Here is a 23,934-nt window from a genome sequence, read left to right as displayed (position 1 = left end):
GCTGGCTTTTCACTATATGTTGAATGTTAATTGTACGTCTAAGAAGTTAAAAGGTTTTACCTTAATTGAAGTGATGGTGGTTGTGGTACTTATCGGTATTATTGCCAGTTCAATACAATTCAATTTTTTTGGTGAAAGACCTGAGGATGTGCTGAAAAAAAGTAGTCATCAATTTGCCGCCATCTTCGAAACCGCTGCTGATTACGGGTTACTCAATAACATTGAGCTGGGCTTGGTTGTTAATGAAGATAACTATCAATTTTTGGGATATGACGGAGTAAAGTGGAGCGAAATAGCTGATCAAGATTGGTTAACAGCAGGTCAATTGCCTCCGCAAGTCGAAATGAGCTTGCAACTTGATGATTTACCCATAGAAGAGCCATTGCTCTTTGATTCAAGTGTCATTCAAGAACAAGATGAAAATGATTTTTCTACTCGAAATAAGGATGAAAAAGAAAAAAAGATAATACCGCAAGTCTATATACTCTCAGGCGGTGATATTACGCCTTTCAGTTTAACTTTCTCCTATAACGAAGAAGCATCACTCATTAATGATGTTGAGGACCTGGCTTACCGCGTTAGTGGACTTTACAGTATACCACTTACTATAGAAGGGCCGACGTTGGATGATGAGTAGTTTAAGTCGCCGAGCTCATGGCTTTACCTTAATCGAAGTGATGTTAGCCATGGCCATTTTTGCCATTGCGGGTGTTGCCTTGTTAGGTGCGGCAGATAATAACTACCGCCATATTAGCCATTTAGATGAGAAAATGTTTGCTAATTGGGTAGCATCAAACCAGATGGTAGCGGCAAAGTTAGATACAACATGGCCGCCCAAAAACAATAGAAAAGGTGAAGTAGAATTAGCTAACCGTACTTGGTTTTGGCAGCAAAAAGTGATCAAAACAGCCAATAATGAAATGCGCGCATTGGTGATGGAAGTTCGAGTGAAGGAAGATGATGAGTTTCCTGTAACGAGTATTATGACCTATGTTGCTCAGGATACGCCTTGATGAATAGCATAGCTGTGAGTCACAGGCGACAGGTTAAGAGCAGTAGCGGTTTTACTTTATTAGAAGTATTGATTGCCATTGCTATTTTTTCCGTGGTTGGTTTGGCAAGCTTTACTATTTTTGACACCGTACAGCGTGGCGATGAAACATCAAAGCTACGTAGTGCTCGACAAAATGAGTTGCAACGCGCTTTTATTCTTATTGAAAGAGACTTGAGCCAGTTAGCTCGTCGCAGCATAAGAATCAACGGTGAGGCACCAAGTAAGCAATATCTGCAAACCGCGGAAGAAAGCTTTTTAGAAAATGAGCAAGCCTTGGCTTTTGTGCGCCACGGATGGACAAACCCTGGCATGTTATTACCGAGAAGTGAATTACAAGCTGTTGCTTATCGGCTAAGAGATGAAATGTTAGAACGCTTGCATTATAACTTTGTTGATGCGGTGGTGGGTGAAGAGCCAAAAGTAAGACCATTAATTAGTGAAGTTAATGGCATTTCATTTGAGTTTTATGATGGCAAAGAATGGCAAGATAAGTGGCCAAAGCAAGAATTACCACTGGCGATAGCCATAGAAGTTGATACTCAAGATTTTGGCTTAATTCGCCGACAATTTTTAGTGGCAGGAGAAACAGTACCTGCGAGGGATAATGCAGATGGTCGGTAAAAAAAGCCACCAAGGTGTAGCATTGATTACCGTCATGCTTATTGTTGCGCTAGCAGCTATTATCGCAGCGCAAATGACGACACGTTTGCAGATGCAAATGCAGCGTAGTGTAAATATAGGCTCAAACCAACAAGCTTATTGGTATGCTATGGGCGCTGAAGAGTTTAGTAAGCGCGTACTCATGACTGCATTTAAAGATGATAAAGATGTAACCCATTTAGGGCAAATTTGGGCACAAGAAGAAACAACCTATCCTGTTGAGTTTGGTGAAATAACAGGGCAAATAACCGATTTACAAAGCTGTTTTAATTTAAATGCCTTAGCGACTGAGAAATCAAAGCCGAATGACGAAAATGATGATAATTCAGGCTCAGGGGATAACAATAATAAAGATGATAACTCAGGTGATAAAGAGAATGAAGGCAACAACAATAGTAATAATGGAAATAATAAAACCGTAGATCCAAAAACTATTTTAAAAGATTTGATCGTTGCACTGAATGTTGATGGCATAGGTGAGTTTGAAGCCGAATCAATGACTGATTCGTTGACAGACTGGTTAGATGCTGATGGATTTATAACCGGCACCAGTGGCGCGGAAGATGATGATTATGCTTCGAGGGAGTTCCCTTATTTAGCTGCGAATAATTATTTGGCGAGTGTAAGTGAATTGCGCGTGGTTGAGCATTTCACTCCACAAGTGATTGTCGCGTTAAAGCCATATGTATGTGTATTGGAAAATACTAATTTACATAAGATAAATATTAATACTATATCGGCTGAGCATCCTGAGCTGCTGCAAGCATTATTATCATCTAACCTCGATGACGCACAGCAAGTATTGTCTGCTCGTTCAGAAGAAGGCTTTGAAAGCCTAGAAGAATTTTATAATTTACCAGAGCTAAGTAAGATAAAGCTCTCAGAAGAACAGAAAAAGCAGTTTGTTGTTGATAGTGATTACTTTAAACTAAGAGCTAAAACCAGCTTTAACAATAGCTATTTTACTTTGAACTCTGTAATGAAAGTTATGGATGATCAGCAAATAAATATAATAAGTCGTACCATAGGACAAAACTAGTGGCAGAAACATTATACATCCGCCTTGGCAGTAAAAAACAAGCCGTCGTGCATTGGCTTATATTGTCTGCTCATGGCGAAGAAATTATTGCCAGCGGAGAACTCAAAAGTGCTGAGCAGTTATCTGATTTAACAGAGAAAGCCAATCAACGCCAAGTCAATGTGCTTGTGCCAAGTTGTGATGTGCTACTGAAGCGTTTAACCGTACCTGGCAAATCTCAACGCGCAGTTAAGTTAGCCGTTCCTTATATGCTTGAAGAAGATTTAGCGCAAGATGTTGAAGAAATGTTTTTTGCGTATGCCGATTTGCCAGAAGATGAACAAGGTAATAACTGTTTTACGGCTATCGTAGCACATGAACAAATACAAGCTTGGCAGTCTTGGTTGAATGACGCAGATATTTCCGCTAAAACGATGCTACCCGAAGTGTTAGCTATGCCTTTATTGGCGGAGCAATGGAGTGCTATCGCCCTAGATCAAACTGATGATGCACAAGTTATCGTTAGGCAGGGGACGTGGCAAGGCTTTACATTAGATGCAATGACATGGCAATTGCAGTGTCATAGCTTAGATTCAGAAGATAATGAAAGTGAACCAATTAATTTAGCCGCTTATTCGCCTTTAGCTCACAGCGAACAATTGTCAGTCAATGCTATGCCTGAAGAGTTACCGTTAGCCTTATTAGCAAAGCACTTTTCACAGACTAAATTTAACTTGCTTCAGGGTGACTATAAAGTTAGAAGTGAACATAGCATGGCATTGAAACATTGGATGTCAGTAGCTGCGATGGCAGTATTTGCATTATTGTTAACTTTTGCAAATAAAGGCGCGCAACTGTGGCAATTAAATGAGCAAGTTGCTAAGACAGAACAAGCTATTGTTGATAGTTATAAGGAAGCGTTTCCGAATACAAAACGTGTCAGGGTTTCGACGATAAAATCTCAGTTAAATCAAAAGCTAGCTCAATTAGGCGGTGCAAATGATAGCGAAGGTTTTTTAGCGATGTTAGCTAAAGTACAGCCTGCTTTTACTCAAGTACCTCAATTGAAGCCTAATTCTTTAAAGTTTGATGGCAAAAGACAAGAGCTTCGTATTCAAGCCCTCGCTGATAGCTATCAACATTTTGAGCAATTTAAAGCGGCTTTAGAAAATACCGGCCTTACCATAAAACAAGGCGCACAAAATAACCAAGGCGATAAAGTGAGCGGTTCATTCAGTATTGTAAACAAGCCTAATTCAAAAGCTCGAGGTGGAAAGTCATGAAGGCTTGGTGGCAGCAATTAAATCAAAGAGAACAACGTTTAGTCGCTACTATGGGCTTTGCTGTGTTGGTGTTTATTATTTATAGCTTGGTTTGGCAACCTTTAAATGACAGTTTAACGCAATCGCAAAATAAACTAAAAAGGCAGCAAAGCTTATTAACTTGGGTACAAGAAAATACTCAACATTATCAAAGTGCGAAAAAGAATAATCCAGGCAAAACCACAGGTAGCTTATCAAGTATTATTAACCGTAGTGCGAATGGGCATCAAATAACTATTACCCGCATGCAGCCGCAAGGTGAAGATTTACAAGTGTGGATTGATAGTGCGCCGTTTACTCAATTGTTGTTTTGGTTAGAACATCTAGCCAATAATGAAGGTTTACAAGTTAAATCCATTGATTTATCAAAAGGTGTGCGTGCAGGCGAAGTTAAAGTACGACGATTGCAATTGGCAAAACGTTAGTACTGATACTGATTCAATCCATAAGTAAAACATTTTATTAGAGAATTTTCATGAAGAAGTACTTCAGCTATGGCACATTGTTTTTGGGCTTATTTCTTATTTTTTTAGTGGCGTCTATGCCTGCAACGTTTGTTTTAGGGCAAGTTAAACTACCTAAAAATATTGGAGTATCTAGTGTTTCTGGTACTGTTTGGAATATGGATATTGAGCAGGCCTTTATTGCTGAAACTACCTTAAATAAGATCAATGCGCGCTTAAGTTTTTGGTCTTTATTTACCCTGACACCTAGTGTGGATATCACTTTTGGAGATCCGTTAATTGCAGGGCCAGAGGGAAAACTTACAGCAGCTGTATCACATGAAAGCTTGTCACTCTCAAATGTTGAAGTGTTCGTTAAAGCAAATGCTATTGCACAGCAAATTAGTTTGCCATTGCCTTTAACAGCGAAAGGCGATGTTGAAGTAATGTTAACGGAAATGCTTATTGACTTAGGTAATAATAATGCTTGCATAGAAGCGCAAGGTAATATTGACTGGCAAAGAGCAGGCGTTATTGCTTTAGAGCAAAATATTAAACTGAATAAGCTTTCTGCGGTAATTGGCTGTGAAAATCAAGCAATATCAGTAACTGTTAATCCTAAAAATGATTTAGGATTAACATTCAGTGCATATATACAAGGACAAGGCGCTATTTCAGGGCAAGGCCATTTAAAGCCAGGTGCTAAGTTTCCAAATGAGCTTAAACAAGCTTTACCTTTTCTTGGCCGACCTGACAGCGAAGGGCGCTACCGAGTTAACTTTTAGTTTTTCAGGTTAATTGATGGAGAAGCTGTCAAGTATTTGTTGCTGAACCCATTGATGTGCATCACTGTTTTCGATTCTTTGATGTGAAATTAGAAATAATTCGAGTGAATTATCGTGACTTTCATCAAAAGTAAAAATATTACAACAGTCTTGCGCTATCAGTTTATTTTGTAGTAAGAAATTGGGGCCTATTAACAATGAATCAGTACGGTTAAGCAGTTCCATAACTATACTGAACTGGCTCGATTTTACTTGAATATCCCGCTTCATACCCTGTTTTGATAGTATATGATTGACAGGGTTGATAAAGTTGTGACTGTGTTCATCTTCAATGTTTAATTCGATAAATTTATAGTACAAGCAGTCGTTTAATCTAAGCGACTTCTTTTTAGCTAACGGGTGGTCTATTCTGGCGAAAATTGCTGGTGTAATTGTTCCTAACCGTATCGAGTTAAAGTGATTATCATTCAATGTTTCACTATGTATGGCAAAATCTAATGCTCCAGACGCTAATAGAGGGAATGGATTAGCTTTGGCAGAGTATTCAGCTAATGTAATATTTGGCGCTTGCCTAGTTAACTCGATAAAAAAACTCTCGAAAAATGCTTGGCTGATCAAAACGGGCATCGATATCGCAATATGCTTGTCACAGCTGGCGGCGTTAAAGGGGGCGTTATCTAGAATCATCGACAAGCTTTGTAATAAATCAGGCAGCAGCTGTTCTATTTCTAGGGCTTTACTAGTAGGAATAATACCTTGGGCAGTGCGATTGAATAAAGGGTCATCAAAAAGAGCTCTTAACCTTTGTAAAGTACGACTCATGGCCGATTGAGATAAATATAAGCGTTCAGCTGCACGACTAACGTTGCGCTCTTTCAATAATACACTTAAAGATATAAGCAAGTTTAAATCAATTCTTGATAACTTTTGCTCAGATAATTCCATATACTACAGCTCTTGTTAAAGATGATTACTCATCATCATATGCCCACTATTTATTGATTTCAATGCACTTAGTTAATAATTATGTGTCTAGTGCATATTAGTTATGTAGGTAAGTCGTTGGATAGCATAACGTTGCTGTCATAGACTTACTTATGAAAACTACATGCGATGAATAAGTTGAGGAAATCATGAAAATATCAATGATCAAATTTAATAAGATACTTCGAATAGTCCCTTTATCTATTGTTATGATTTTAGGGGCGTGTTCGGCAAACTATACCCCGATAACTGATTATAATGCTAATTATGACTTTAACTTAGTGAATAGCTATAACGTTATTGGAGATAGCCATTTAAAGAATCCTCTGTTAAGTGATATAGACAGGTTACGCGTTAATAATGCACTTGAATTGTCTTTGAATAAACTAGGGAAAACCCAAGTGACGCAGCAAGAGGCTGACGTATTAGTAAGTTACTTTATCTTGACAAAAGATAAGTTGAAAGTGAATGCCACTTATAATTCAGGATATTATGGTTCAAGTTGTTATCGTTGTGGTTACAACCAAGGTATTAATCATATAAGCACTCGTGAGTATGTTGAAGGTACATTAGTGATTGATATCATTGATAATAAAACTAAGCAAACCGTTTATCGTAGTACATTAAGTAAGCCATTACATGCATACGATAATGCGCAGGAACATGAGCAAGAGGTGAATCATGTTATTACAGCAATGATGAGCAATTTGCCAACAACTTAATAATATTGGCAAAGCGAACTACTTTAAAAAAGAGAAAGCGGTTATTGTCGAATTGAAATAGCCGCTTTCTTGCTGATAGTGGTATAAGCATTTATGCTTATGTTTGTCGGCCACAAGTGGTGGCAATAATTTTCATACATCAAAAGGATATGTCCATGAAAAAAACGATAATTGCTTTTACGATATTAGCCAGTCTACCAGTCAGTGCGAAAAATTGGTCATTTCTGGTAGAGCCCTATTTAATGGCGACTAAAATTGAAGGGGATGCAAGTATTGGTAGGTTGTCAGGTGTTCCCGTTGATGTTGATTTCCAAACAATTTTAGATAACCTTGATATGGCTGCTATGATACATGCAGAAGCACATCATAAATCAGGTTGGGGTATGTTTATCGACTATGGTTTTATGGATCTTAGTCAAACACATACTAATAGCCGAGATGGCATTGCAAAAGCAACAATACGGCAAGGCGTACTTGAGGCTGCTGGGTTATATAGAGTTAATTATGGTCGAAACATTGTGGATTATTTTGTGGGTATTCGATGGTGGGATAATGATTTAAGCTTGCTGTTTGATGTAAATATAACGCCGGATAATAATAGAATGACAGCAGTGAAAGAAGACTGGGTTGATATTGTTGCTGGTGTTCGATGGCAGCATGCATTGAATAAACGTTGGTCCCTAATGGCAAGGGGGGATTTAGGGGGATTTGGCGCTAGTGCAGACTTCACATCGACTGTTGAGACTGGTTTTTCTTATAATATTAGTAAACTAATGACGGTGAATGTGCGCTATAAAGCTTCTTGGGTTGATTATGATAATGGTATAGATGAAAAGCAAATTGGCTCATTTCGCTATGACACTATTACACACGGTCCAACGTTGGGATTGCAGTTTAAATTTTAATTGTCTGCCTCGTTGGAATTGAAAAGCTTCTGTGTTTAATAGAAGATTTTATATAAATGTACTCGCAAATTAGTGCTCTTTTAAGAAGCGGTAGTTCCCTTTAATATCGGCTTTATATTGTTCACATAATTCACCAACAGGCGCTTCAATTTTTAATGCTCCATAACCTTTATGTGCTTTACGCTTAACTCTTTCCCAGCTGATACCTTCAATCGTGGTGAAACCTTCAGAAAAGGCTTTAATTTTAGCTAACTCCTTAAATTTTTGTTTATCCATTGGTTTACCACAATCACGCTCTAAGTAGATCAGTTTACTTGCCGCTTCAGCAAGCATTAATTCTACTTCTCCTTTTTCGCTTTTTGATAAGGTATCTGATGCAAAAACGCTAGTGCTTATTAATGCAAGGGGTAATATCAAATATTTCATTTATTGTCCTTAGAGTGATTAATATTGATGACTATGTATAGAACAATACTAATCTTATTGCCTGATAATTCAAGTAAATCAAGATATTTTACGCATACTTAGAGCAGTGGCGGTTAAAAGAAACCACGGAAAATCAATGTCGAAGGGGAATCTCACAGCATAGATATGCATATAGCACATAATTGTGATGACTAAGAGTCATTGGAAGTACTATCCCTGTGAGATTACACTTATATCATTCTTAGACATTAATAAAATAACAGTGAGACAAAAATGAATAATTTAGTCATGAAAACGTTACTTCTTTCTATAATGCTTTTTGTTATAAATGCTAGCGTCAATGCACAAACTTATGTTTTCCCTAAAAATGGACAGACAAAAGAACAGCAACAAAAAGATGAGTATACATGTCATAGCTGGGCTGTTAGCGAAACTGGCTTCGATCCACTAGCTCCGAGTAATCAAACACAGTCAACGACATCGACAACTTCACCAGCACAAGCAAGTGCTCAACCAGGTTCAGGTATTCGTGGAGCCATTGGTGGAGCTGCTGCAGGTGCTGTTATAGCGGAAATTGGAGATAATGATGTCAGCAATGGCGCTGCTAAAGGGGCTGCAATCGGCGCGTTAGCAGGAAGAAGACAAAGTAGAAGAGCGGCTGCTCAACAACAAGCAGCTCAGGTTGAAGCTCAACAACAGGCGCTGCAAGAACAACAAGTTTCAGTGCAGCTGCAAGGAGAATACAACAAGGCGAGAGGCATTTGTTTAGAAGCGAAAGGTTACAGTGTTAGCAACTAATTAACTAACACACGTCTAACTAAAAGCCGTTTGTTGGATATCTTTAATAAGACAGTTGAAATTAGTAATGGCAGGAAAGTCGCTAATAATATTATCGGCTTTCTTACTATCTGGGTTTGCAACAGCCAGTAGATGCTTTATACCAAATTGCTTTGCAGACTCTAAAATATTGATACTATCATCAATAAATAATGTCTCTTCATTTTTAAAGCCTTGCTTAACTTGCAGTCTTTGCCATAACGTTTGTGACTCTTTAGTTACTCCAAACTCATGAGTGGAATAGAGTACGTCAAAATATTTATCGAGTTTGGTTCGCTCTATTTTAAGCGATAAAGATTCAGGGTGTGCGTTTGTTACTAAGATAACGTCTCTACCACTTTCTTTTAAAGCAATTAAAAAATCATGGGCATCTTCTCTGAGCTGAATGAGGTGTTGAATTTCACGCTTAAGTGTTTTGATCGGAAGTTGGGTTTTTTCTTGCCAGTAATCTAAACAGTACCATTCTATAGTGCCAGCAACTGACTGATAATCTGAAATTAATTCATCCTTTGCCTGTTCAAGGCTAATGGACATTTTTTCACTATAACGTAGAGGTAAATGCTCTTGCCAAAAGTGGTTATCAAAGTGTAGATCTAGGATTGTGCCATCCATATCAATAAGCACGGTAGAAATTTCTGCCCAATTAAGCATTTAGCGGTTCCAATAGTGATGATTATCGTGTCATTATAGCGATATAAATGGAATGAATTAAATTGTTTTAAGCAAATGACTAGTAAAAACCAATTACCTAAAATTAATGCGCAAAAGCTAATAGCAAAAAGCCAGCTGTTTTCAATTGAGCAACTTGATTTAACTTTCAGTAATGGTGAAAAGCGCTTGTACGAACGAATGGTTGGTTCAGGTCGAGGTGCGGTGATGATTGTACCAATGCTTGATGATGAAACACTGTTATTGGTCAGGGAATATTGTGCTGGTACTCATAGTTATATGCTTGGCTTTCCTAAGGGGTTAATTGATGAAGGTGAGTCGGCAGAAGTAGCCGCAAATAGAGAGTTACAGGAAGAAATTGCTTACGGCAGTAACAAATTAACTAAGGTATCGCAATTAATGATGGCGCCAGCCTTTTTTAATGCCAAGATGGATATCTTCCTTGCAGGTGATTTGTATAAATCATCGTTACCTGGAGATGAGCCAGAGCCATTAGAACTGGTTACATGGTCTATTAAAGACTACCAAGGCCTACTACAACAAGCTGATTTTAAAGAGGCGCGTAGTATTGCTGCACTGATGTTAGTGGTTGACAAACTGAGAGGCTAGCAAAAATGAGTAATGAGAAGTTATTAAATATTGCCTTAGAAAGTGCTAAGAAAGCTGGCGTTGAAGTTATGAAGTATTATCGCCAAGGTAATTATACTGCTGAAGTTAAAGATGATGAAAGTCCTGTAACTAGTGCAGATATAGCGTCGAATGAGGTATTAATGGACCAGTTACGAACATTAACGCCAGATATTCCTATTATTTCAGAAGAAGTCGGTGCCTTACCGCTTAAGCAACGCCAGTCGTGGGAGCGATATTGGTTGTTAGACCCAATTGATGGCACAGGTGAGTTTATTATCGGTAGTGGTGATTTTGCGGTAAATATAGCATTAGTTGAACAGGGGTGGCCGACAATAGGGGTTATTCATGCCCCTGATCATTGCTTAACTTATTATGGACAAAAGAATCTTGGTGCTTTTAAGGATAACTTTCAAGCAAGCCATGCTATTGAAGTGGCAAAGTATAGTCAGGATCGAGCAATAAAAGTGGCTATTAGCCGAAGGCAGCAATTGGAATTAATGGGGCAATATCTTAACAAAGATTATCAATTTGATTATGTTGCTTTAGGAAGTTGCTCATTAAAGAATTGCCTTATTGCCGAAGGAGGCGCTGATTGTTATTTAAGAATTGGAGTGACTGGTGAGTGGGATACGGGTGCTAGTCAGTGTATTCTTGAACAAGCTGGAGGTGATATTATTGACAGTGAATTTCAACCTTTAAGTTATAACAAAAGAGAAAGCCTTTCTAATCCTGATTTTTATAGTTTAGGCTCTCGAGACTTTGCTTGGCAAAAAATAATAAAACCCCATCGACAGCATTATTAGCTTTTATTTTATTGCCAGCAATTCAAATTCAGCTTAAAATATGCACTTTCATGTTATTGAGGTGTTAATACACCTTCAATGTTACACCTATTAATATTTGGTTATGTACGAAAATTTACTTTTATTAAATAACCCTACAAAGCAGGCAGGCCTTCGTCCTTGCTTCTTTAAAAATATTGATCAAATCTAATTTTGATGGATAGCGATTGCTGTCATCAAAAATATCTTGTTATTTTCTCGATGGTTATTGCTATTAGCACTATTATTTTATTATTTATACAACGAGAGAAACCCCATGACAGCAAATGTAACGGCATTATTTGATAATATTTGGCAACAGTATATTGAAGTAACCCCTTCAGCAAAAAATATTCAAGACTTACTAGGTAATGGTAATGATGTAATAAACGATCATGTTGCTTACCGTACTTTCAATAATGAAAAAGTAGGGTTAGATCATTTAGCGAAGCATTTAATTGCGCTGGGTTATACCGAGTGTGGCCAATACGACTTTGCTGCCAAAAAATTAACAGCAAAACACTATGAACACAGTGATGATACAATGCCTAAAGTATTCATCAGTGAATTACGTGTTGAAGAGTTTTCGCCGCAAGTACAACAGATAATCAATAAATTAGTAGATCAGTTACCTGAAGATGCCAGTAACCAAGACAATTTTTTGTACTCAGGTAAACAATGGCAAGTCAGCTTTGCCGATTATCAAACATTATTGGCAGAAAGTGAGTATGCAGCATGGCTAGCTGCTTGGGGATACCGTGCAAATCATTTCACGGTAAGTATTAATCATCTTGAAGGTTATGAAACGATAGAAGATGTTAATAATGCACTTAAAGCTGCTGGTTATTTGCTGAATACGTCAGGTGGAGAAGTGAAAGGTAATGAAGCTGTGAAGCTTGAACAATCTTCAACGTTAGCAGATAAGTTTGAAGTAACATTTACTGACAAAACCATAGAAATCCCTAGCTGTTTTTATGAATTTGCTAAACGTTACCCGTTAGCAAATGGTGAACTCTATACTGGTTTTGTTGCAGCATCTGCCGATAAAATATTTGAAAGTACTGATGCAAAATAGTTTTTGTACTAGTCTTTCAAGTAGGTAAGTTGTAGCCCGATAACTACTCGTTAGTTATCGGGCTTTTTATTTTATTAACTTGGTATTTTTCTAATATTGCTTCAATGACGCCTTGTGATTTAAGTTGAGACAATGCTTGGTTAAATCTGGCTAAACTTATCGGCGCATTAGGGGATATGGCTGCTTTAATCTCGTGTTTACTCACAGAAAAAGGCAGTATGCGAAATTTTTGAAACTTGTCTGAGTCTTTTAAGTAGTAATTTATTAATATATCTGCATCTACTAAAGCGTCAATTCTATCAAGAGATAGTCTGATAAAGTTAACTTCAAGATTACTCACGTCATAGCGAACAAAATATTTTTCTTTAAAATAAGGCTGTAATGTTGAGTAGTGGTACCCTCGAATTGTGCCTATGGTAATGCCTTTCAAGTCCTCTATTGAGTTGTATGTTTTATCGTTATCAGCTCTGACAACAATGAGATCTTGCTCATTAAAAAGGACATCACTCCATTGTAATTTATCATGGTTTTTTAACCATTTTGGATTACTAATAAGTACAACGTGAATTTGGTCGCTTTCAAGATAACGTTCAAGACGTTGTCGAGGGATCTTGCGGTATTCAATATTTATGTCGAGGTAGGCAGCTAGCTCAGTTGAAATATCTTTAATGATCCCTGCGCTTAGTTTGTCATGCTCTTCAATGGCATATGGCATGCTATCATGATCTCCATAAGCAACAACAAGCGTGTTTTCTGTACTGGCATGCACCTGAAAACACAGAGATAATAAAAGTATAAATAAAGAAACGGATCTTTTTAACATTACTTATGCCTCCTCGTTTTTACTAAGTATAGATGATTAGAGCGTGTTGATCTTTTCTGTACTCTTTTGCAGTAGTATGACCGATATTTATACAATTTTAGGGGAATAATATGATGGAATCAGATGACTGGTTAGAACATGACTATGCAGATCAAATAGAATTGATCGAACATAAGGCTAAAAAGAAAGCTAAGCAACGTAAAAGGAAATGGCGTGAAATAGAAGCGATAAAGGAGCAGCAAAGATTGAAACGAGAATTAGAATTCTTTCAAGAGTGAACTTTCTTCAAGTGATAAAGAAAGGTTTTATTATGACTAAAAACCTTTATCTTCATCCTCATGTTGAGCATTGATAAATTGTTCTTTAGGTAATATATTCACGCTCTCATATAGCTCAGAATAGACAAGTACGACAGTACCTTGAGTAAGTAGCTTTTTTACCTGTTGAATCTTTACTTCTTTACTGTGCTCAACATCATCAAGTTCATTACCTTCTCTCAATACAAAGTCTTCTATGATCGCGTTAAGTGTATCACTATCAAGTTGTTCAAAAGGAATAATCATACGGTAGCTGATCTCTTTGTGCTGATGAATTGGGCGAGATAATTTAGAGTACGGTGCTCTAGCCAAAATTTAGGTTTAAAAGGATTTTTGCCATAAATGAATCCAACATGGCCACCACCAGTTGATACTTCAAAGGTGATATTCGTTGGTAATTTTATGCAGGGTAACGTACTTTGGTGACATAAAAAAGGATCATCAGCGGCGTGAATAAATAAACAGGGTTGCTTTATTTGGCTGATGACTTGCTTTCCACTGGACTTTTCATAGTAATCATCAGCATTTTTAAATCCATTAAGTGGCGCAGTTATGCTGTTATCAAACTCTTTGATATTGGTAATGGCATGAAGCTGTTCTATCGTAATGTCTTTGATTAACTTTGCTTTAACTTTTAACAAAGTACTTGCTTTTAACATGTCTAATAAATACTTCTGATAAAGCTTTGAAAAGCCCTTGTTAATACGAGCGCTGCAGCTAGCTAAATCTAGAGGGGCACAAATTACGGTAGCGGCTTTGTATGGGTTGCTTGGTTCTTGAGCAAGGTATTTTGTGAGTACATTACCACCAAGAGAAAAACCTAAAATTGAGAATTCAGTATTAGGATAGCGTGAGATAAGTAGCTTGGTTAAATAGGATAAGTCACGAGTATCACCAGAATGATAGGAGTTTGCTTTTCTATTAACCATCTCGCCACAACCACGAAAATGCATGAGTACGCCAATCCATCCCTTTACCTTTACTGCGGCAAGCATTCTATTAGCATAATGGCTATCTTTAGAGCCTTCTAAGCCATGTAAAATTACAGTGACAGGTCTATTATCACGCTTTGACGGTATCTCAGTCCAAGCAAGTTCAATAAAGTCGCCATCTGGTAATTCAATAGTTTCCGCTACGGTAGCAATGGCTTTGCGCTTAAATAATTTTGCTCCAAGTGTTTGCATATGAGGATTGGCTAGCCACCACGCAGGCTTGAATTGACTGATTTTATGCATAACAGCAGTTATCTAGATGAGTTTGATGATCAATATTGTCTTATTTTAACAGTTGTATTGGCTAATAGATAATCGCTATTTAAGTTTTATTTTGGCTTAATATTTTGACTCAATATTTTGCTTCAATAGTATTGATAAGATTACTTTAATCCATTAAGAGTTATTTAAGGAATAATTATTTAAAAATTATACAAAGCGATTGAACAGTAGCCCTTTGCGATCTTCTTCATTTTTCTTACTGACTATAGCTGCTTGCAGTAAAATGTCATTATTAGATTGTTCGCTTGATGCGCTGGCAAAGTCTGTATCTTCAATTCGAGATCGAGATGCACTAATGTTAACAACAGAGGTTTCATAAGTAGCAACTTGACTGATTAATGCATTACTTTCAGCGCCTAAATTACTGGCTGATTCGTTTACTATGGCCGCGGTATCTTGAAGGATAGTCTGTGTTGCCACAGGGTCTGCGGCATCTAAGCCTGAGATAAAGTTATCCTGTCCTAGAACATCACTTGCAATAACATTAATTTCTTCTGTTATTTGGGCTAGTTCATCTTGAATAGCATCTGAATCATACAATGGATTCCCTGATTGTACTGATAGTATGTTGGCTCTTTCTAGATTATTGGTAATAGAAGAAAGCGCTCCGGCTTGCACATTATTAAGGTTAACTTGATCTTGAGCGTTAAAGCTTAATTGTTGGTTTTGATTAACTTGGCTAGTTAAGCGGTTGGCTATTTGTAGGCCAGCAGGATCATCTGCAGTAGAGTTTATGCGCTTACCTGAGGCAAGTTTGTCATCTTGTTCTTCACGTTGCTTATTTAAACGCTCTATAAAACTCAGGTTGGCTGATGTTTGGTTAACAGAAATCATGGGCCACTCACTATTAAACAAATACGCCTATTTATATAGGCGTACCTGACTACTACTTAGTGGTAATTATAGCAAAAGTGGTGGTTTTTTAAATAGGGGTTGCTGTGCAAAAATTGTAAAGCTAGCTATCGTCTTGAATATGCTTTAAAAAGTAGTAAACATAGTATGCACAAATGGCTAGAACAATTGCTAAACCACCAAAAGAAAACATAACAACAGGATCATTAGCTAGCATTGAAAAAAAGTTCATGGTGAGCTCCTTGGTATTTAAATTATTTTTGTCTGAATTAAGGAAAGCAATCTCTTAATAAAACAAGTGTAATTAACCACCAATTAGCACGAAATGACTTAGATCAAAGGAATCGTTTCTTTTCGTTCATTTTTGCTTTTATTTCTTGTTGCTCTAATATTGTTTGGTAGATCTGGTTGGCTTTTTCACGACCTAATAGAATTTTCTTTTTCGATAAAGCGCGCTCATCAATAAGTCGGCTGGTTTCTGCATCAGGATAGCCATTCCATGAGGCAATGGTATTCCACACGTAAGACAATTCAGTGCTTTTCTCGACGCCTTTTCCTTCACTATACAAAAGCGCTAAATTGTATTGTGCCAGTGGAAAATTAAGGTCGGCAGCACTTTTATACCAGCGAGAGGCTTTAAATATATCTTGTTTAACTCCTTTGCCGTTTGCATACATTACCGCTAAGTTAAATTGAGCACCAGCTAAGCCTTTTTTAGCGGCTTTTGACGTTAATTGGTAAGCTTTTTTAAGATCCTTTTTAACTAGCTTACCTTCAGTATAAATTAAAGCTAATTCGAACTGCGCATCAGGGTAATTTTTCTCAGCTGATTTTTGAAATAAAGCCAGGGCTTTCATTGCATCTCTAGGTACACCGTGACCATTTTTATGCATTGTCGCCATGAAGTATTGTGCAGGCGCATATTCTTGTTCCAACAATGGAGTAAATAATGCAATTGCGGCTTGAAACTCGCCACGGTTCAATTCATAAATTCCTTTATTTAAATTGCTGGCTTGGCTTAATGATGAGAAGCCCACAGCTAATATAAATATTATTGTACTGAACATTATATTCATTGTTGTCACCATATATACCGTTGTTGTTATTATAGTTAGTAATTAGTGTAGCTGATAAACTAGCTATCAGCAGACATAATTTCTTCAATTTGTTCTGCAAGTTCTAACCAAATCATTTCATTTTCTTCAATTTTTTCTTTTAAGCTTGCTTGTTCTTTTAATTTATCTGTTAATTCTGCTTTTCGTTCAGCTTGATATATATCACTTTCACTTAACATGGCTTCAACTTTTTGAAGTTGCTCCTGCCATTGATGGATATCCTTTTCTAATTTATCAGATTGCTTTTTTAAAGGCGCAGCTTTTTTACGTAATTGTGCTTGTTGTTGACGTAACTGTTTTTTATCTGGTGCTTTTTCTTCACTATGATGAGTTAACGATTTGTTATTTGTAAGGGTTTGCTTTTTGTCATCATTAAGCCATTGTTGGTAATCATCTATATCGCCAGAAAAGTCACTGACTCTTCCATTAGCGACGAGATAAAACTCATCGACACAAGACTCTAATAAAAAGCGATCATGGGAGATGAGAATAATGGCCCCACTAAACTCTTGTAAAGCAAGTACTAATGCTTGTCGCATTTCTAAGTCTAAATGGTTAGTCGGTTCATCCAGTAGCAATAGCTGTGGTTTTTCAAGTACTATCAGAGCGAGTACTAGCCTCGCTTTTTCCCCACCTGACATGGTTCTAACAACAGACAAGGCTTGATCACCACTAAAACCAAAACGACCTAAAAACGTTCTTGCTTGAGGTTCGCCAAAGCTTGGCTTAGCTCTTAATATATGTTCTACCGGCGTTGAGCTTAAGTGAAGTTGTTCAAGTTGATGCTGCGAAAAGTAGCCAATTTTAAGTTCTTGGGCGCAATAACGATCTCCTGCGAGTAGGGCTATTTCACCTGCAAGTGATTTGATTAGTGTTGATTTACCTGCGCCATTTCTGCCCAATAATCCGATACGACTACCAGGCACTAATGTTAAACCAACCTCTTTTAAGATAATTGCTTGTTCAGAGTAACCACAAAGGCTTTCTGTTAATGAAAGTAAAGGGTAAGGCAGGCTTTCAGGCTCTTCAAAGCTGAAGGTGAACTGTGTGTCGACATGAGCGGGTGCAAGATCTGGTAGTTTTTCTAAACGCTTTAAGCGGCTTTGTGCTTGTTTAGCTTTACTTGCTTTGGCTCTAAATCGATCAACGAAAGCCGTTAAATGTGCCGCTTCTTTTTGTTGCTTTTGATACTGAATTTCTTGCTGAGCTAAATGTTCAGCACGTTGTCGTTCAAAAGCTGTGTAATTGCCATTATATAGTTTCGCTTTTTGATGCTCTATATGAATAATTTGATTAATGACAGTATCAAGAAAGTCTCTATCATGAGAGATCAACACCAAAGTGCCAGTATATCGCTTTAACCAACGTTGTAGCCAAATTACGGCATCTAAATCTAAATGGTTGGTAGGTTCATCGAGTAACAGTAAATCGGCTCTGCTTATTAATGCTTGCGCCAAATTTAAACGCATGCGCCAGCCACCTGAAAAATCTTTCACAGGGGTATCAAGTTGTGCTTGCAGAAAACCCAATCCATGAAGAAGTTCGCTAGCGCGTGCTGGCAAACTGTAGCCATTAATGGTATCAATTTTGTTGATGATAGTGGCTTCTAAATTGCCATTATCAGCTTTTCGGGCTTGCTCTAACTGGTGTTCTAATGCTCTAAATTCCGTATCGCCGTCCATCACGTAATCAAGGGCCGTCTTCTCAAGAGCAGGTGTTTCTTGTTTTACGGTGGCAATATCCCAGCTGCTCGGTATAGATAACTCGCCAGCATCAGGTGCTAGCTCACCTAAAAAAGCAGCAAAAAGAGAAGATTTACCACAGCCATTACTTCCTACCAAGCCAACCTTATGATTTGGATGTATAGTAAAACTAGATGCTTTTATAAGGTATTTAGCGCCCCTATCTAAGCTTAATTCTGATGCTGTAATCAATGGAAAATCCTCAAGTTTGCTAACTTATATCCTAGAGAGTTAGCTAGATAACGAAAATGCGTGTGCATTGTCGCTTGGGTGTAGGCAGTATTCAAGGTAAAATAATAAACAAATCTATCGCTACGCTGTGTGGCATAGCATATAAAAATGGCTGATTAATGAATACACGTATAAAAAAACGCTTTATTGCTGGCGCTATTTGCCCTAAATGCAATGCTCTAGATACTATGGCGTTGACTAAAGAAGACGGAGTTGAGAAAGTAACTTGTGTAAGTTGTGGCGAACAAATGGTACAAGCCGAAGAGCAAGTTGAAAAAGAAGTTCGCCAGCATGAGCAAGTGATTGGGGTGTTTAAACCTTAATTTGCATATGTCGTTAACCGTTTAATAATGAGGTGGTGGCGGTTCAATCTGGTCTTTATCTGACGATAATTGCCTCGCATCTTTCAACCGGTTAGCGACTAATTGAATTTGCTCTTTGAGTTCAGCTATTTCACTTTGATGAACAGCAAGCTCTTGGCTTAGTTGTTCAATAACATCATCTTGGAAGACATTGCGCGATTCAAGACAGTCAACACGTTCTTCAAGCGCTTTGACATAAGTTTCATTTATTGTATGGGCAGTTAAGGTTATTTCGGCATTGGCCATGATTCTGCGTATCCTGAAGAACTCTCTGTTAATATTGTACCATTATCGCTAAATGCGATGCTATACACAACAGCGCCTGTTGGTCGCTTGGCTTCTTTTGGTGTGACAAACCAATGCGCGCGCCTTTTACCTGTCTTAACATCCCAAACACTGACTTTTTTTGTTGCAGCTCCTGTTATCAAAGTTTTACCGTCGGGAGAAAACCTGACAGAGCTAAAAACTTCGTGTCTTTTAGTGCCTTGTAATGTGGTTATGAGTTTGCCCGTTTTTAAATCCCAGATATGGGCTGCTTTCATACTGTCGGCTGAAAAAGCATATCGACCTAAATGATCGAGCGCGACCTTGGAAACACGGCTAGTATGATTAAACTGATAAATGATTTGCCCAGATTCACTATCCCATACGTAGGCGATAAAATCATTGCCGCCAGACATAGCTACTCTGCCATTTGGCAACATATCGACACTGTTTATTTTTTCAGTGTGACCTAAAAACTCTAATCTGCGCCCAGTGTCGACAGCAACATGAACTACTGTGGCATTGCTTTTACCAATAAGAATAAAATTACCGTTATTGCTCAGTGCAATATCACGAATATTAGATTCTCTAACTTGCCAATAACCTTCTGATTTACCATTAGACAAATTCCACAGGGCAAAGTTTTCTCTGTTTGCCGTTACAACGTGACTGGCGTTATCACTAATATCAATTGCTAAAACTAAGTTGTCGCTGCTGTTTTGCTCTTGTGCCCAGTCATACAGGCGAGTGTTATTAGTTAAATCCCATACACTGATACCATGGTGAATAGAAGACACCACACTATACTTACCATCTCGTGAAATATCGCCAGCATATGAGCCTTCAATAGCATGCTGATATCGCGCTAAAGGCTTAGATTGGTTAGGTTGGCAGCCACTAAGCATTACGCCTAATAATAGGAAAAGAATACCTTTTATGTGTTGGTTACAAATAAACAAAATATTAAGACTTTTTTATCTCGGCAATTACCGTTATTATAAGGGCTTTTGAAATTTTGTTTAGTTAAATTTTAGTTTTTATTAATTAAACATTTTTTTAATGACGGATTGGGGGAGTTCTCCAATTTTTTGCTATCTATGGAGAAATAAATGAAATTTTTTAAGCCTACATTAGTTGCTGTTGCACTAATTGCTGTTACGGGTTGTCAAGAAAAGGCAGCGGAAGAAGTGGTCGAAGCTGCACCTGTTTTAGAATCTGAAGTACAAAAACAAGCTTATGGCTTAGGTGCTTCAATAGCAATGTATATGGAGAGAAACCTTAAAGAACATCAAAATTTAGGACTTAACCTAGATCAAGAGTTGATAATTAAAGGCTTTATTGATGGAATGGATGGGAAGTCAATTATTGAAAAGGAAGAAATACAACAACTATTGATAAACCTTGATGATACGATGAAACAGAAACAACAAGCTAAAATTACAGCTGATGCCGAAGCGAGCCTAGCTGAAGGTGCTAAATACCTTGAAGAGAATGCGAAAAAAGAAGGTGTTCAAGTGACAGAGTCGGGCATTCAATACGTAGTGCTAGAAGAAGGTAATGGTGAAAAACCATCTGAAACTGATACTGTTACTGTTCATTATCGTGGTACTTTCTTAAACGGTGAAACGTTTGATAGCTCTTATGACAGAAACGAGCCAGCTGTTTTCCCATTAAACCGTGTTATTAAAGGTTGGACTGAAGGTGTTCAATTAATGCCAGTGGGTTCTAAATACAAATTTACTATTCCTTCAGATTTAGCTTATGGCGCAGGTGGTAATCCTCCACGTATTCCAGGTAACTCTGTTTTAGAATTTGAAATTGAATTACTTGAAATTCAAAAAGCTGAGCCAGCAGCAGAAGTAGACGAGCAAGCAACTGGTAAGTAATCAGTTAAGTTACTGTGTTAAAATAAAAGCCGTTAACTGAGGTTAACGGCTTTTTTTTGCTCATACCACTTATGAGTAAATCATTTAAATAATCATCGACAACAACGAATTTCAACTGAAATGAAAAAACTGCTTATTATTGGTTATGTCTGGCCAGAGCCTAATTCATCAGCGGCAGGTAGTCGTATGATGCAGCTCATTCACTACTTTCAGCAGCAAGATTATCGAATCACTTTTGCAAGCCCTGCACAGGTTACTGAGCATATGGCTGACTTGGCAGCAATAGGAGTTGATAAACAGTTAATAGCTCTTAATTGCCAAAGTTTTGATGACTTTATTGTTGAACTGCAACCCGATATGGTGATGTTCGATCGATTTATGATGGAAGAACAGTTTGGCTGGCGTGTGAGCGAACAATGCCCTGATGCTATTAAGATTTTGGATACTGAGGATTTATTTTCTCTAAGACATGCTCGCCATGATGCCTTCAAACAAAATAGAGAAGTAACGGACGCCGATCTTTTACGTTCTGATATGGCTAAACGTGAGGTTGCGGCCATTTTTCGCTGTGATTTAAGCTTAATGATTTCAACAGCAGAAATAGCTTTATTAAAGCGGTTATTTAAGGTGGATGAATCCTTAGTGCATCATTGTGCTTTTATGCTGAACGAGCAGCAGTTATCACAAAAAAATCCAAGTTTTGAAGAGCGAAGCCATTTTATGGCCATTGGTAATTTCAGACATGCACCCAATTGGGATGCAGTTCTGTGGTTGAAACAACAAATATGGCCGTTAATTCGAAAACAATTACCCAAAGCTGAACTTCATATTTATGGTGCTTATCCTCCTCCTAAGGCGACCGCATTGCATGATGAAAAAGCAGGATTTTTGGTGAAAGGTTGGGTAGATGATGCTATTGGTGTTATGCAGCAAGCTAAAGTGTGCTTGGCTCCTTTACGTTTTGGTGCTGGTATTAAAGGTAAGCTTGCTGAGGCAATGGTTTGTGCTACCCCTTCCATAACAACCGACATTGGTAGTGAAGGCATGCAAACTCATTGGCCTTGGGCAGGTGCTGTAGAAAATGAGGTTAATCACTTCGTCGAGCAGGCAGTTGCTCATTATAAAGACCAAGAACTATGGCGCACTGCAAGTAAATTGGGCCCGAAAAACGCTAAACAGCAGTTTAATCAACAAAGTATCTATTTAGCACTGACTCAACGTTTGAGCAGCTTAATTGACAACATTCGCAGCCACCGAGAACAAAACTTTATCGGTAGCATGCTTAATCATCATCATCATAAAAGCACCAAATATATGGCTCAGTGGATAGAGGCTAAAAATAAATAATTATTCGACAAATATTTGCATTTCATCGCCAATTTGTTTGCGCATCTCCATTAATTTGATAGCTGAGGCATGTTGTTTTTTATCTGCTGCAGATTCTGGTACCCATTGTGGGACTTGCTCAGATTGTCCATTTTGATCTACGGCAACCATAATCACAATACAGTGTGTTGTTAAGCGTCTGTTTAATGATTTAGGATCGCACGCATTAACTTCAAGGGCTATATGCATGGAAGAGTTGCCAGTGTAAATCACCTTAGCCTCTACTTCGACTAAGCTACCGACATGAATCGGTGCAACAAAACGAATACCGCCAGCATAAGCAGTAACACAGTATCGCCCACTCCAACCGGCTGCACAGGCATAAGCAGCTAAATCTATCCATTTCATTACTGCACCACCATGTACTTTACCACCAAAATTTACATCTTGAGGCTCTGCGAGGAATCGTAGTGTGATATCACGTTGTGGTTTATTCATAGGTCAATATTTCATATAGGGCTATATATTAACGGTATAACTAAGTTACTGGCTATGCAAGAGGTTATCAATTATGGCTTATATTTTAATGATTAATAATATTCCCTTTACTTTGATAATACTTGTATTATAATGAGAATTATTCTCATTTAGGTGTGTAAAGTGTTTTAACGCTGTAAAAAGTAAAGGAGTATAACTATGCATTGGCTGATAAAAATAGTGGCGTTGATTATGTTACTTATTGGCTTCTTGAGGTTTGGCTACATGGAATATGACCACACCACTGACAATGTTAGTTTATACCCTTTATTGTGGTTATTACCTATTATTATGATCTCAATTTCACTTGTTATCAGAGAGATTAGTAGCAGCAAAGATTTATAGAAAGGTAACTTATGTTTTATCAACTTATTTCAATTTTAAGCAAAGTGCTTTGTATTCCAGAAGTGCATACGGGTAAAGAAGTTCGTATTACTGTAGCTAGAATAGAAGGTAATCAACAAACAACTGAGCTATTAAAGCCGCTTATTAGGTTGTAGGGGCTAACAATGTTAGGTTTTCATTTTTGTAAAATTACTGGTTCAGGAATGACGCCTCACATTCCTGAAAATAGCTTTGTCTTTGTTGTCCCGTGGTTTAGATTAAGACCATTGAAAGAAGGAAGCATTTTGAAAGTATTTCATCCTAGGTATGGAATTATTATAAGGTCTTTAGCAAAAGTCGATCGAAATGGATTGCTTTGGTTAAAAGCTTGGCAAAAATCAAATTTGCCAATAGAGAAATTAGGGCCGGTAAGTAAGGAGCATGTGCTTGGAAAAGTTCTGATTATTTTCCCTCCGAAAGGTCAATCTGCTCTCTAATACTTTCTTCTCACCAATAAAAAAGCCTTTCTC

The 23,934-nt window shown here is 37.7% G+C and carries 33 protein-coding genes; 20 read left to right on the top strand and 13 right to left on the bottom strand.

What is annotated here, in order from left to right:
- Positions 1 to 16 precede the first annotated feature (16 nt).
- Genes gspH through EPA86_RS10555 form a run of 7 tightly spaced genes read left to right on the top strand, consistent with a single transcriptional unit; the run spans position 17 to position 5,282 of the window.
- Positions 17 to 637: a type II secretion system minor pseudopilin GspH gene (gene gspH / locus EPA86_RS10585; protein ID WP_140603403.1), complete on the top strand. Its 621-nt coding sequence runs from the start codon at positions 17 to 19 to the stop codon at positions 635 to 637.
- On the top strand, positions 627 to 1,013 hold the full coding sequence (gene gspI, locus EPA86_RS10580; protein ID WP_246058353.1) for a type II secretion system minor pseudopilin GspI: 387 nt from the start codon (positions 627 to 629) through the stop codon (positions 1,011 to 1,013). Before gspH ends, gspI begins: the two co-directional genes overlap by 11 nt.
- Positions 1,013 to 1,675: a type II secretion system minor pseudopilin GspJ gene (gspJ, locus tag EPA86_RS10575; protein ID WP_140603402.1), complete on the top strand. Its 663-nt coding sequence runs from the start codon at positions 1,013 to 1,015 to the stop codon at positions 1,673 to 1,675. The genes gspI and gspJ overlap by 1 nt, the downstream gene beginning before the upstream one ends.
- Positions 1,665 to 2,753 (top strand): type II secretion system minor pseudopilin GspK, encoded by a 1,089-nt coding sequence (gene gspK, locus EPA86_RS10570; RefSeq protein ID WP_246058351.1) that lies wholly within the window; start codon positions 1,665 to 1,667, stop codon positions 2,751 to 2,753. The genes gspJ and gspK overlap by 11 nt, the downstream gene beginning before the upstream one ends.
- Positions 2,753 to 4,015, top strand: coding sequence for a type II secretion system protein GspL (gspL, locus tag EPA86_RS10565; RefSeq protein WP_140603400.1), 1,263 nt, complete (start codon positions 2,753 to 2,755; stop codon positions 4,013 to 4,015). Before gspK ends, gspL begins: the two co-directional genes overlap by 1 nt.
- Positions 4,012 to 4,479 carry a type II secretion system protein GspM gene (gene gspM, locus EPA86_RS10560; RefSeq protein ID WP_140603399.1) on the top strand — a complete coding sequence of 156 codons (468 nt, stop codon included), beginning with the start codon at positions 4,012 to 4,014 and terminating at the stop codon, positions 4,477 to 4,479. The genes gspL and gspM overlap by 4 nt, the downstream gene beginning before the upstream one ends.
- A gap of 50 nt (positions 4,480 to 4,529) precedes the next feature.
- On the top strand, positions 4,530 to 5,282 hold the full coding sequence (locus tag EPA86_RS10555; protein ID WP_140603398.1) for a type II secretion system protein N: 753 nt from the start codon (positions 4,530 to 4,532) through the stop codon (positions 5,280 to 5,282).
- Between the two features lie 9 nt (positions 5,283 to 5,291).
- Here the strand turns inward: EPA86_RS10555 and EPA86_RS10550 are convergent, their stop codons facing one another.
- Positions 5,292 to 6,227: a LysR family transcriptional regulator gene (locus EPA86_RS10550; RefSeq protein ID WP_140603397.1), complete on the bottom strand. Its 936-nt coding sequence runs from the start codon at positions 6,225 to 6,227 to the stop codon at positions 5,292 to 5,294.
- Positions 6,228 to 6,415: 188 nt separating this feature from the next.
- Here EPA86_RS10550 and EPA86_RS10545 point away from each other — a divergent pair, with 188 nt between their 5' ends.
- Positions 6,416 to 6,988, top strand: a complete 573-nt coding sequence (locus tag EPA86_RS10545; RefSeq protein ID WP_140603396.1) for a DUF4136 domain-containing protein — start codon at positions 6,416 to 6,418, stop codon at positions 6,986 to 6,988.
- 155 nt (positions 6,989 to 7,143) lie between these two features.
- A complete protein-coding gene (locus EPA86_RS10540) occupies positions 7,144 to 7,893 on the top strand; it encodes a hypothetical protein (RefSeq protein WP_246058349.1) in 750 nt (249 codons plus the stop codon).
- A gap of 69 nt (positions 7,894 to 7,962) precedes the next feature.
- On the opposite strand, the gene EPA86_RS10535 is transcribed toward EPA86_RS10540, so the two are convergent.
- Positions 7,963 to 8,319 carry a hypothetical protein gene (locus tag EPA86_RS10535; RefSeq protein ID WP_140603394.1) on the bottom strand — a complete coding sequence of 119 codons (357 nt, stop codon included), beginning with the start codon at positions 8,317 to 8,319 and terminating at the stop codon, positions 7,963 to 7,965.
- A gap of 273 nt (positions 8,320 to 8,592) precedes the next feature.
- On the opposite strand from EPA86_RS10535, the gene EPA86_RS10530 reads away from it, so the two are divergent.
- Positions 8,593 to 9,117 carry a hypothetical protein gene (locus EPA86_RS10530; protein ID WP_140603393.1) on the top strand — a complete coding sequence of 175 codons (525 nt, stop codon included), beginning with the start codon at positions 8,593 to 8,595 and terminating at the stop codon, positions 9,115 to 9,117.
- A gap of 15 nt (positions 9,118 to 9,132) precedes the next feature.
- Here the strand turns inward: EPA86_RS10530 and yrfG are convergent, their stop codons facing one another.
- On the bottom strand, positions 9,133 to 9,807 hold the full coding sequence (gene yrfG / locus EPA86_RS10525; RefSeq protein WP_140603392.1) for a GMP/IMP nucleotidase: 675 nt from the start codon (positions 9,805 to 9,807) through the stop codon (positions 9,133 to 9,135).
- 75 nt (positions 9,808 to 9,882) lie between these two features.
- On the opposite strand from yrfG, the gene nudE reads away from it, so the two are divergent.
- The 3 genes from nudE to EPA86_RS10510 all read left to right on the top strand — a co-directional run bounded on the left by nudE (position 9,883) and on the right by EPA86_RS10510 (position 12,351).
- Entirely contained in the window at positions 9,883 to 10,434 is a 552-nt protein-coding gene (gene nudE / locus EPA86_RS10520) for an ADP compounds hydrolase NudE (RefSeq protein WP_140603391.1), read from the top strand.
- A gap of 5 nt (positions 10,435 to 10,439) precedes the next feature.
- Positions 10,440 to 11,258, top strand: coding sequence for a 3'(2'),5'-bisphosphate nucleotidase CysQ (gene cysQ, locus EPA86_RS10515; RefSeq protein ID WP_140603390.1), 819 nt, complete (start codon positions 10,440 to 10,442; stop codon positions 11,256 to 11,258).
- A gap of 247 nt (positions 11,259 to 11,505) precedes the next feature.
- Complete coding sequence (locus EPA86_RS10510) at positions 11,506 to 12,351, top strand: DUF1338 domain-containing protein (RefSeq protein WP_281284876.1); 846 nt, start codon at positions 11,506 to 11,508, stop codon at positions 12,349 to 12,351.
- A 43-nt stretch (positions 12,352 to 12,394) separates the two neighbouring features.
- On the opposite strand, the gene EPA86_RS10505 is transcribed toward EPA86_RS10510, so the two are convergent.
- Positions 12,395 to 13,174 carry a substrate-binding periplasmic protein gene (locus tag EPA86_RS10505; protein WP_140603388.1) on the bottom strand — a complete coding sequence of 260 codons (780 nt, stop codon included), beginning with the start codon at positions 13,172 to 13,174 and terminating at the stop codon, positions 12,395 to 12,397.
- 110 nt (positions 13,175 to 13,284) lie between these two features.
- Here EPA86_RS10505 and EPA86_RS10500 point away from each other — a divergent pair, with 110 nt between their 5' ends.
- Positions 13,285 to 13,452, top strand: a complete 168-nt coding sequence (locus EPA86_RS10500; protein WP_246058348.1) for a DUF3545 family protein — start codon at positions 13,285 to 13,287, stop codon at positions 13,450 to 13,452.
- A 36-nt stretch (positions 13,453 to 13,488) separates the two neighbouring features.
- Here EPA86_RS10500 and EPA86_RS10495 read toward each other — a convergent pair whose 3' ends face one another.
- From EPA86_RS10495 to EPA86_RS10475, 6 genes are all read right to left on the bottom strand, one after another.
- On the bottom strand, positions 13,489 to 13,737 hold the full coding sequence (locus EPA86_RS10495; protein WP_140603387.1) for a YheU family protein: 249 nt from the start codon (positions 13,735 to 13,737) through the stop codon (positions 13,489 to 13,491).
- On the bottom strand, positions 13,734 to 14,726 hold the full coding sequence (locus EPA86_RS10490) for a hydrolase (protein ID WP_140603386.1): 993 nt from the start codon (positions 14,724 to 14,726) through the stop codon (positions 13,734 to 13,736). Before EPA86_RS10490 ends, EPA86_RS10495 begins: the two co-directional genes overlap by 4 nt.
- A 186-nt stretch (positions 14,727 to 14,912) precedes the next feature.
- Positions 14,913 to 15,599: a flagellin gene (locus tag EPA86_RS10485; RefSeq protein WP_140603385.1), complete on the bottom strand. Its 687-nt coding sequence runs from the start codon at positions 15,597 to 15,599 to the stop codon at positions 14,913 to 14,915.
- Between the two features lie 121 nt (positions 15,600 to 15,720).
- Positions 15,721 to 15,849 (bottom strand): hypothetical protein, encoded by a 129-nt coding sequence (locus tag EPA86_RS18455; protein ID WP_281284873.1) that lies wholly within the window; start codon positions 15,847 to 15,849, stop codon positions 15,721 to 15,723.
- 103 nt (positions 15,850 to 15,952) lie between these two features.
- Complete coding sequence (locus tag EPA86_RS10480) at positions 15,953 to 16,693, bottom strand: tetratricopeptide repeat protein (RefSeq protein WP_140603384.1); 741 nt, start codon at positions 16,691 to 16,693, stop codon at positions 15,953 to 15,955.
- A 59-nt stretch (positions 16,694 to 16,752) separates the two neighbouring features.
- A complete protein-coding gene (locus EPA86_RS10475) occupies positions 16,753 to 18,666 on the bottom strand; it encodes an ATP-binding cassette domain-containing protein (RefSeq protein WP_140603383.1) in 1,914 nt (637 codons plus the stop codon).
- 158 nt (positions 18,667 to 18,824) lie between these two features.
- Between EPA86_RS10475 and EPA86_RS10470 the strand changes: the two genes are divergently transcribed.
- Positions 18,825 to 19,028 (top strand): YheV family putative zinc ribbon protein, encoded by a 204-nt coding sequence (locus tag EPA86_RS10470; protein WP_140603382.1) that lies wholly within the window; start codon positions 18,825 to 18,827, stop codon positions 19,026 to 19,028.
- 21 nt (positions 19,029 to 19,049) lie between these two features.
- Here EPA86_RS10470 and EPA86_RS10465 read toward each other — a convergent pair whose 3' ends face one another.
- Both EPA86_RS10465 and EPA86_RS10460 read right to left on the bottom strand, forming a co-directional pair.
- Positions 19,050 to 19,313, bottom strand: a complete 264-nt coding sequence (locus EPA86_RS10465; RefSeq protein WP_140603381.1) for a SlyX family protein — start codon at positions 19,311 to 19,313, stop codon at positions 19,050 to 19,052.
- Positions 19,295 to 20,236, bottom strand: coding sequence for a WD40 repeat domain-containing protein (locus EPA86_RS10460; protein WP_140603380.1), 942 nt, complete (start codon positions 20,234 to 20,236; stop codon positions 19,295 to 19,297). Before EPA86_RS10460 ends, EPA86_RS10465 begins: the two co-directional genes overlap by 19 nt.
- A gap of 204 nt (positions 20,237 to 20,440) precedes the next feature.
- Between EPA86_RS10460 and fkpA the strand changes: the two genes are divergently transcribed.
- Both fkpA and EPA86_RS10450 read left to right on the top strand, forming a co-directional pair.
- On the top strand, positions 20,441 to 21,217 hold the full coding sequence (gene fkpA / locus EPA86_RS10455) for an FKBP-type peptidyl-prolyl cis-trans isomerase (RefSeq protein WP_140603379.1): 777 nt from the start codon (positions 20,441 to 20,443) through the stop codon (positions 21,215 to 21,217).
- 120 nt (positions 21,218 to 21,337) lie between these two features.
- Entirely contained in the window at positions 21,338 to 22,564 is a 1,227-nt protein-coding gene (locus EPA86_RS10450; RefSeq protein WP_140603378.1) for a glycosyltransferase, read from the top strand.
- Here EPA86_RS10450 and EPA86_RS10445 read toward each other — a convergent pair whose 3' ends face one another.
- Entirely contained in the window at positions 22,565 to 23,041 is a 477-nt protein-coding gene (locus EPA86_RS10445) for an acyl-CoA thioesterase (RefSeq protein WP_140603377.1), read from the bottom strand. It abuts the gene before it with no gap.
- Positions 23,042 to 23,239: 198 nt separating this feature from the next.
- Between EPA86_RS10445 and EPA86_RS10440 the strand changes: the two genes are divergently transcribed.
- Genes EPA86_RS10440 through sodX form a run of 3 tightly spaced genes read left to right on the top strand, consistent with a single transcriptional unit; the run spans position 23,240 to position 23,901 of the window.
- Positions 23,240 to 23,425, top strand: coding sequence for a hypothetical protein (locus EPA86_RS10440; protein WP_140603376.1), 186 nt, complete (start codon positions 23,240 to 23,242; stop codon positions 23,423 to 23,425).
- An 11-nt stretch (positions 23,426 to 23,436) separates the two neighbouring features.
- Positions 23,437 to 23,580 (top strand): hypothetical protein, encoded by a 144-nt coding sequence (locus EPA86_RS18215; RefSeq protein ID WP_170309625.1) that lies wholly within the window; start codon positions 23,437 to 23,439, stop codon positions 23,578 to 23,580.
- A 9-nt stretch (positions 23,581 to 23,589) separates the two neighbouring features.
- The gene (gene sodX / locus EPA86_RS10435) at positions 23,590 to 23,901 is read left to right on the top strand and encodes a nickel-type superoxide dismutase maturation protease (protein ID WP_140603375.1); all 312 of its coding nucleotides are present in this window, start codon (positions 23,590 to 23,592) and stop codon (positions 23,899 to 23,901) included.
- The last annotated feature ends 33 nt before the right edge of the window (positions 23,902 to 23,934 follow it).

Source organism: Litorilituus lipolyticus (genome assembly GCF_006439335.1).
Classification (GTDB): Bacteria; Pseudomonadota; Gammaproteobacteria; order Enterobacterales; family Alteromonadaceae; genus Colwellia; species Colwellia lipolytica.
This window is presented reverse-complemented; position numbering and strand designations above follow the sequence as displayed.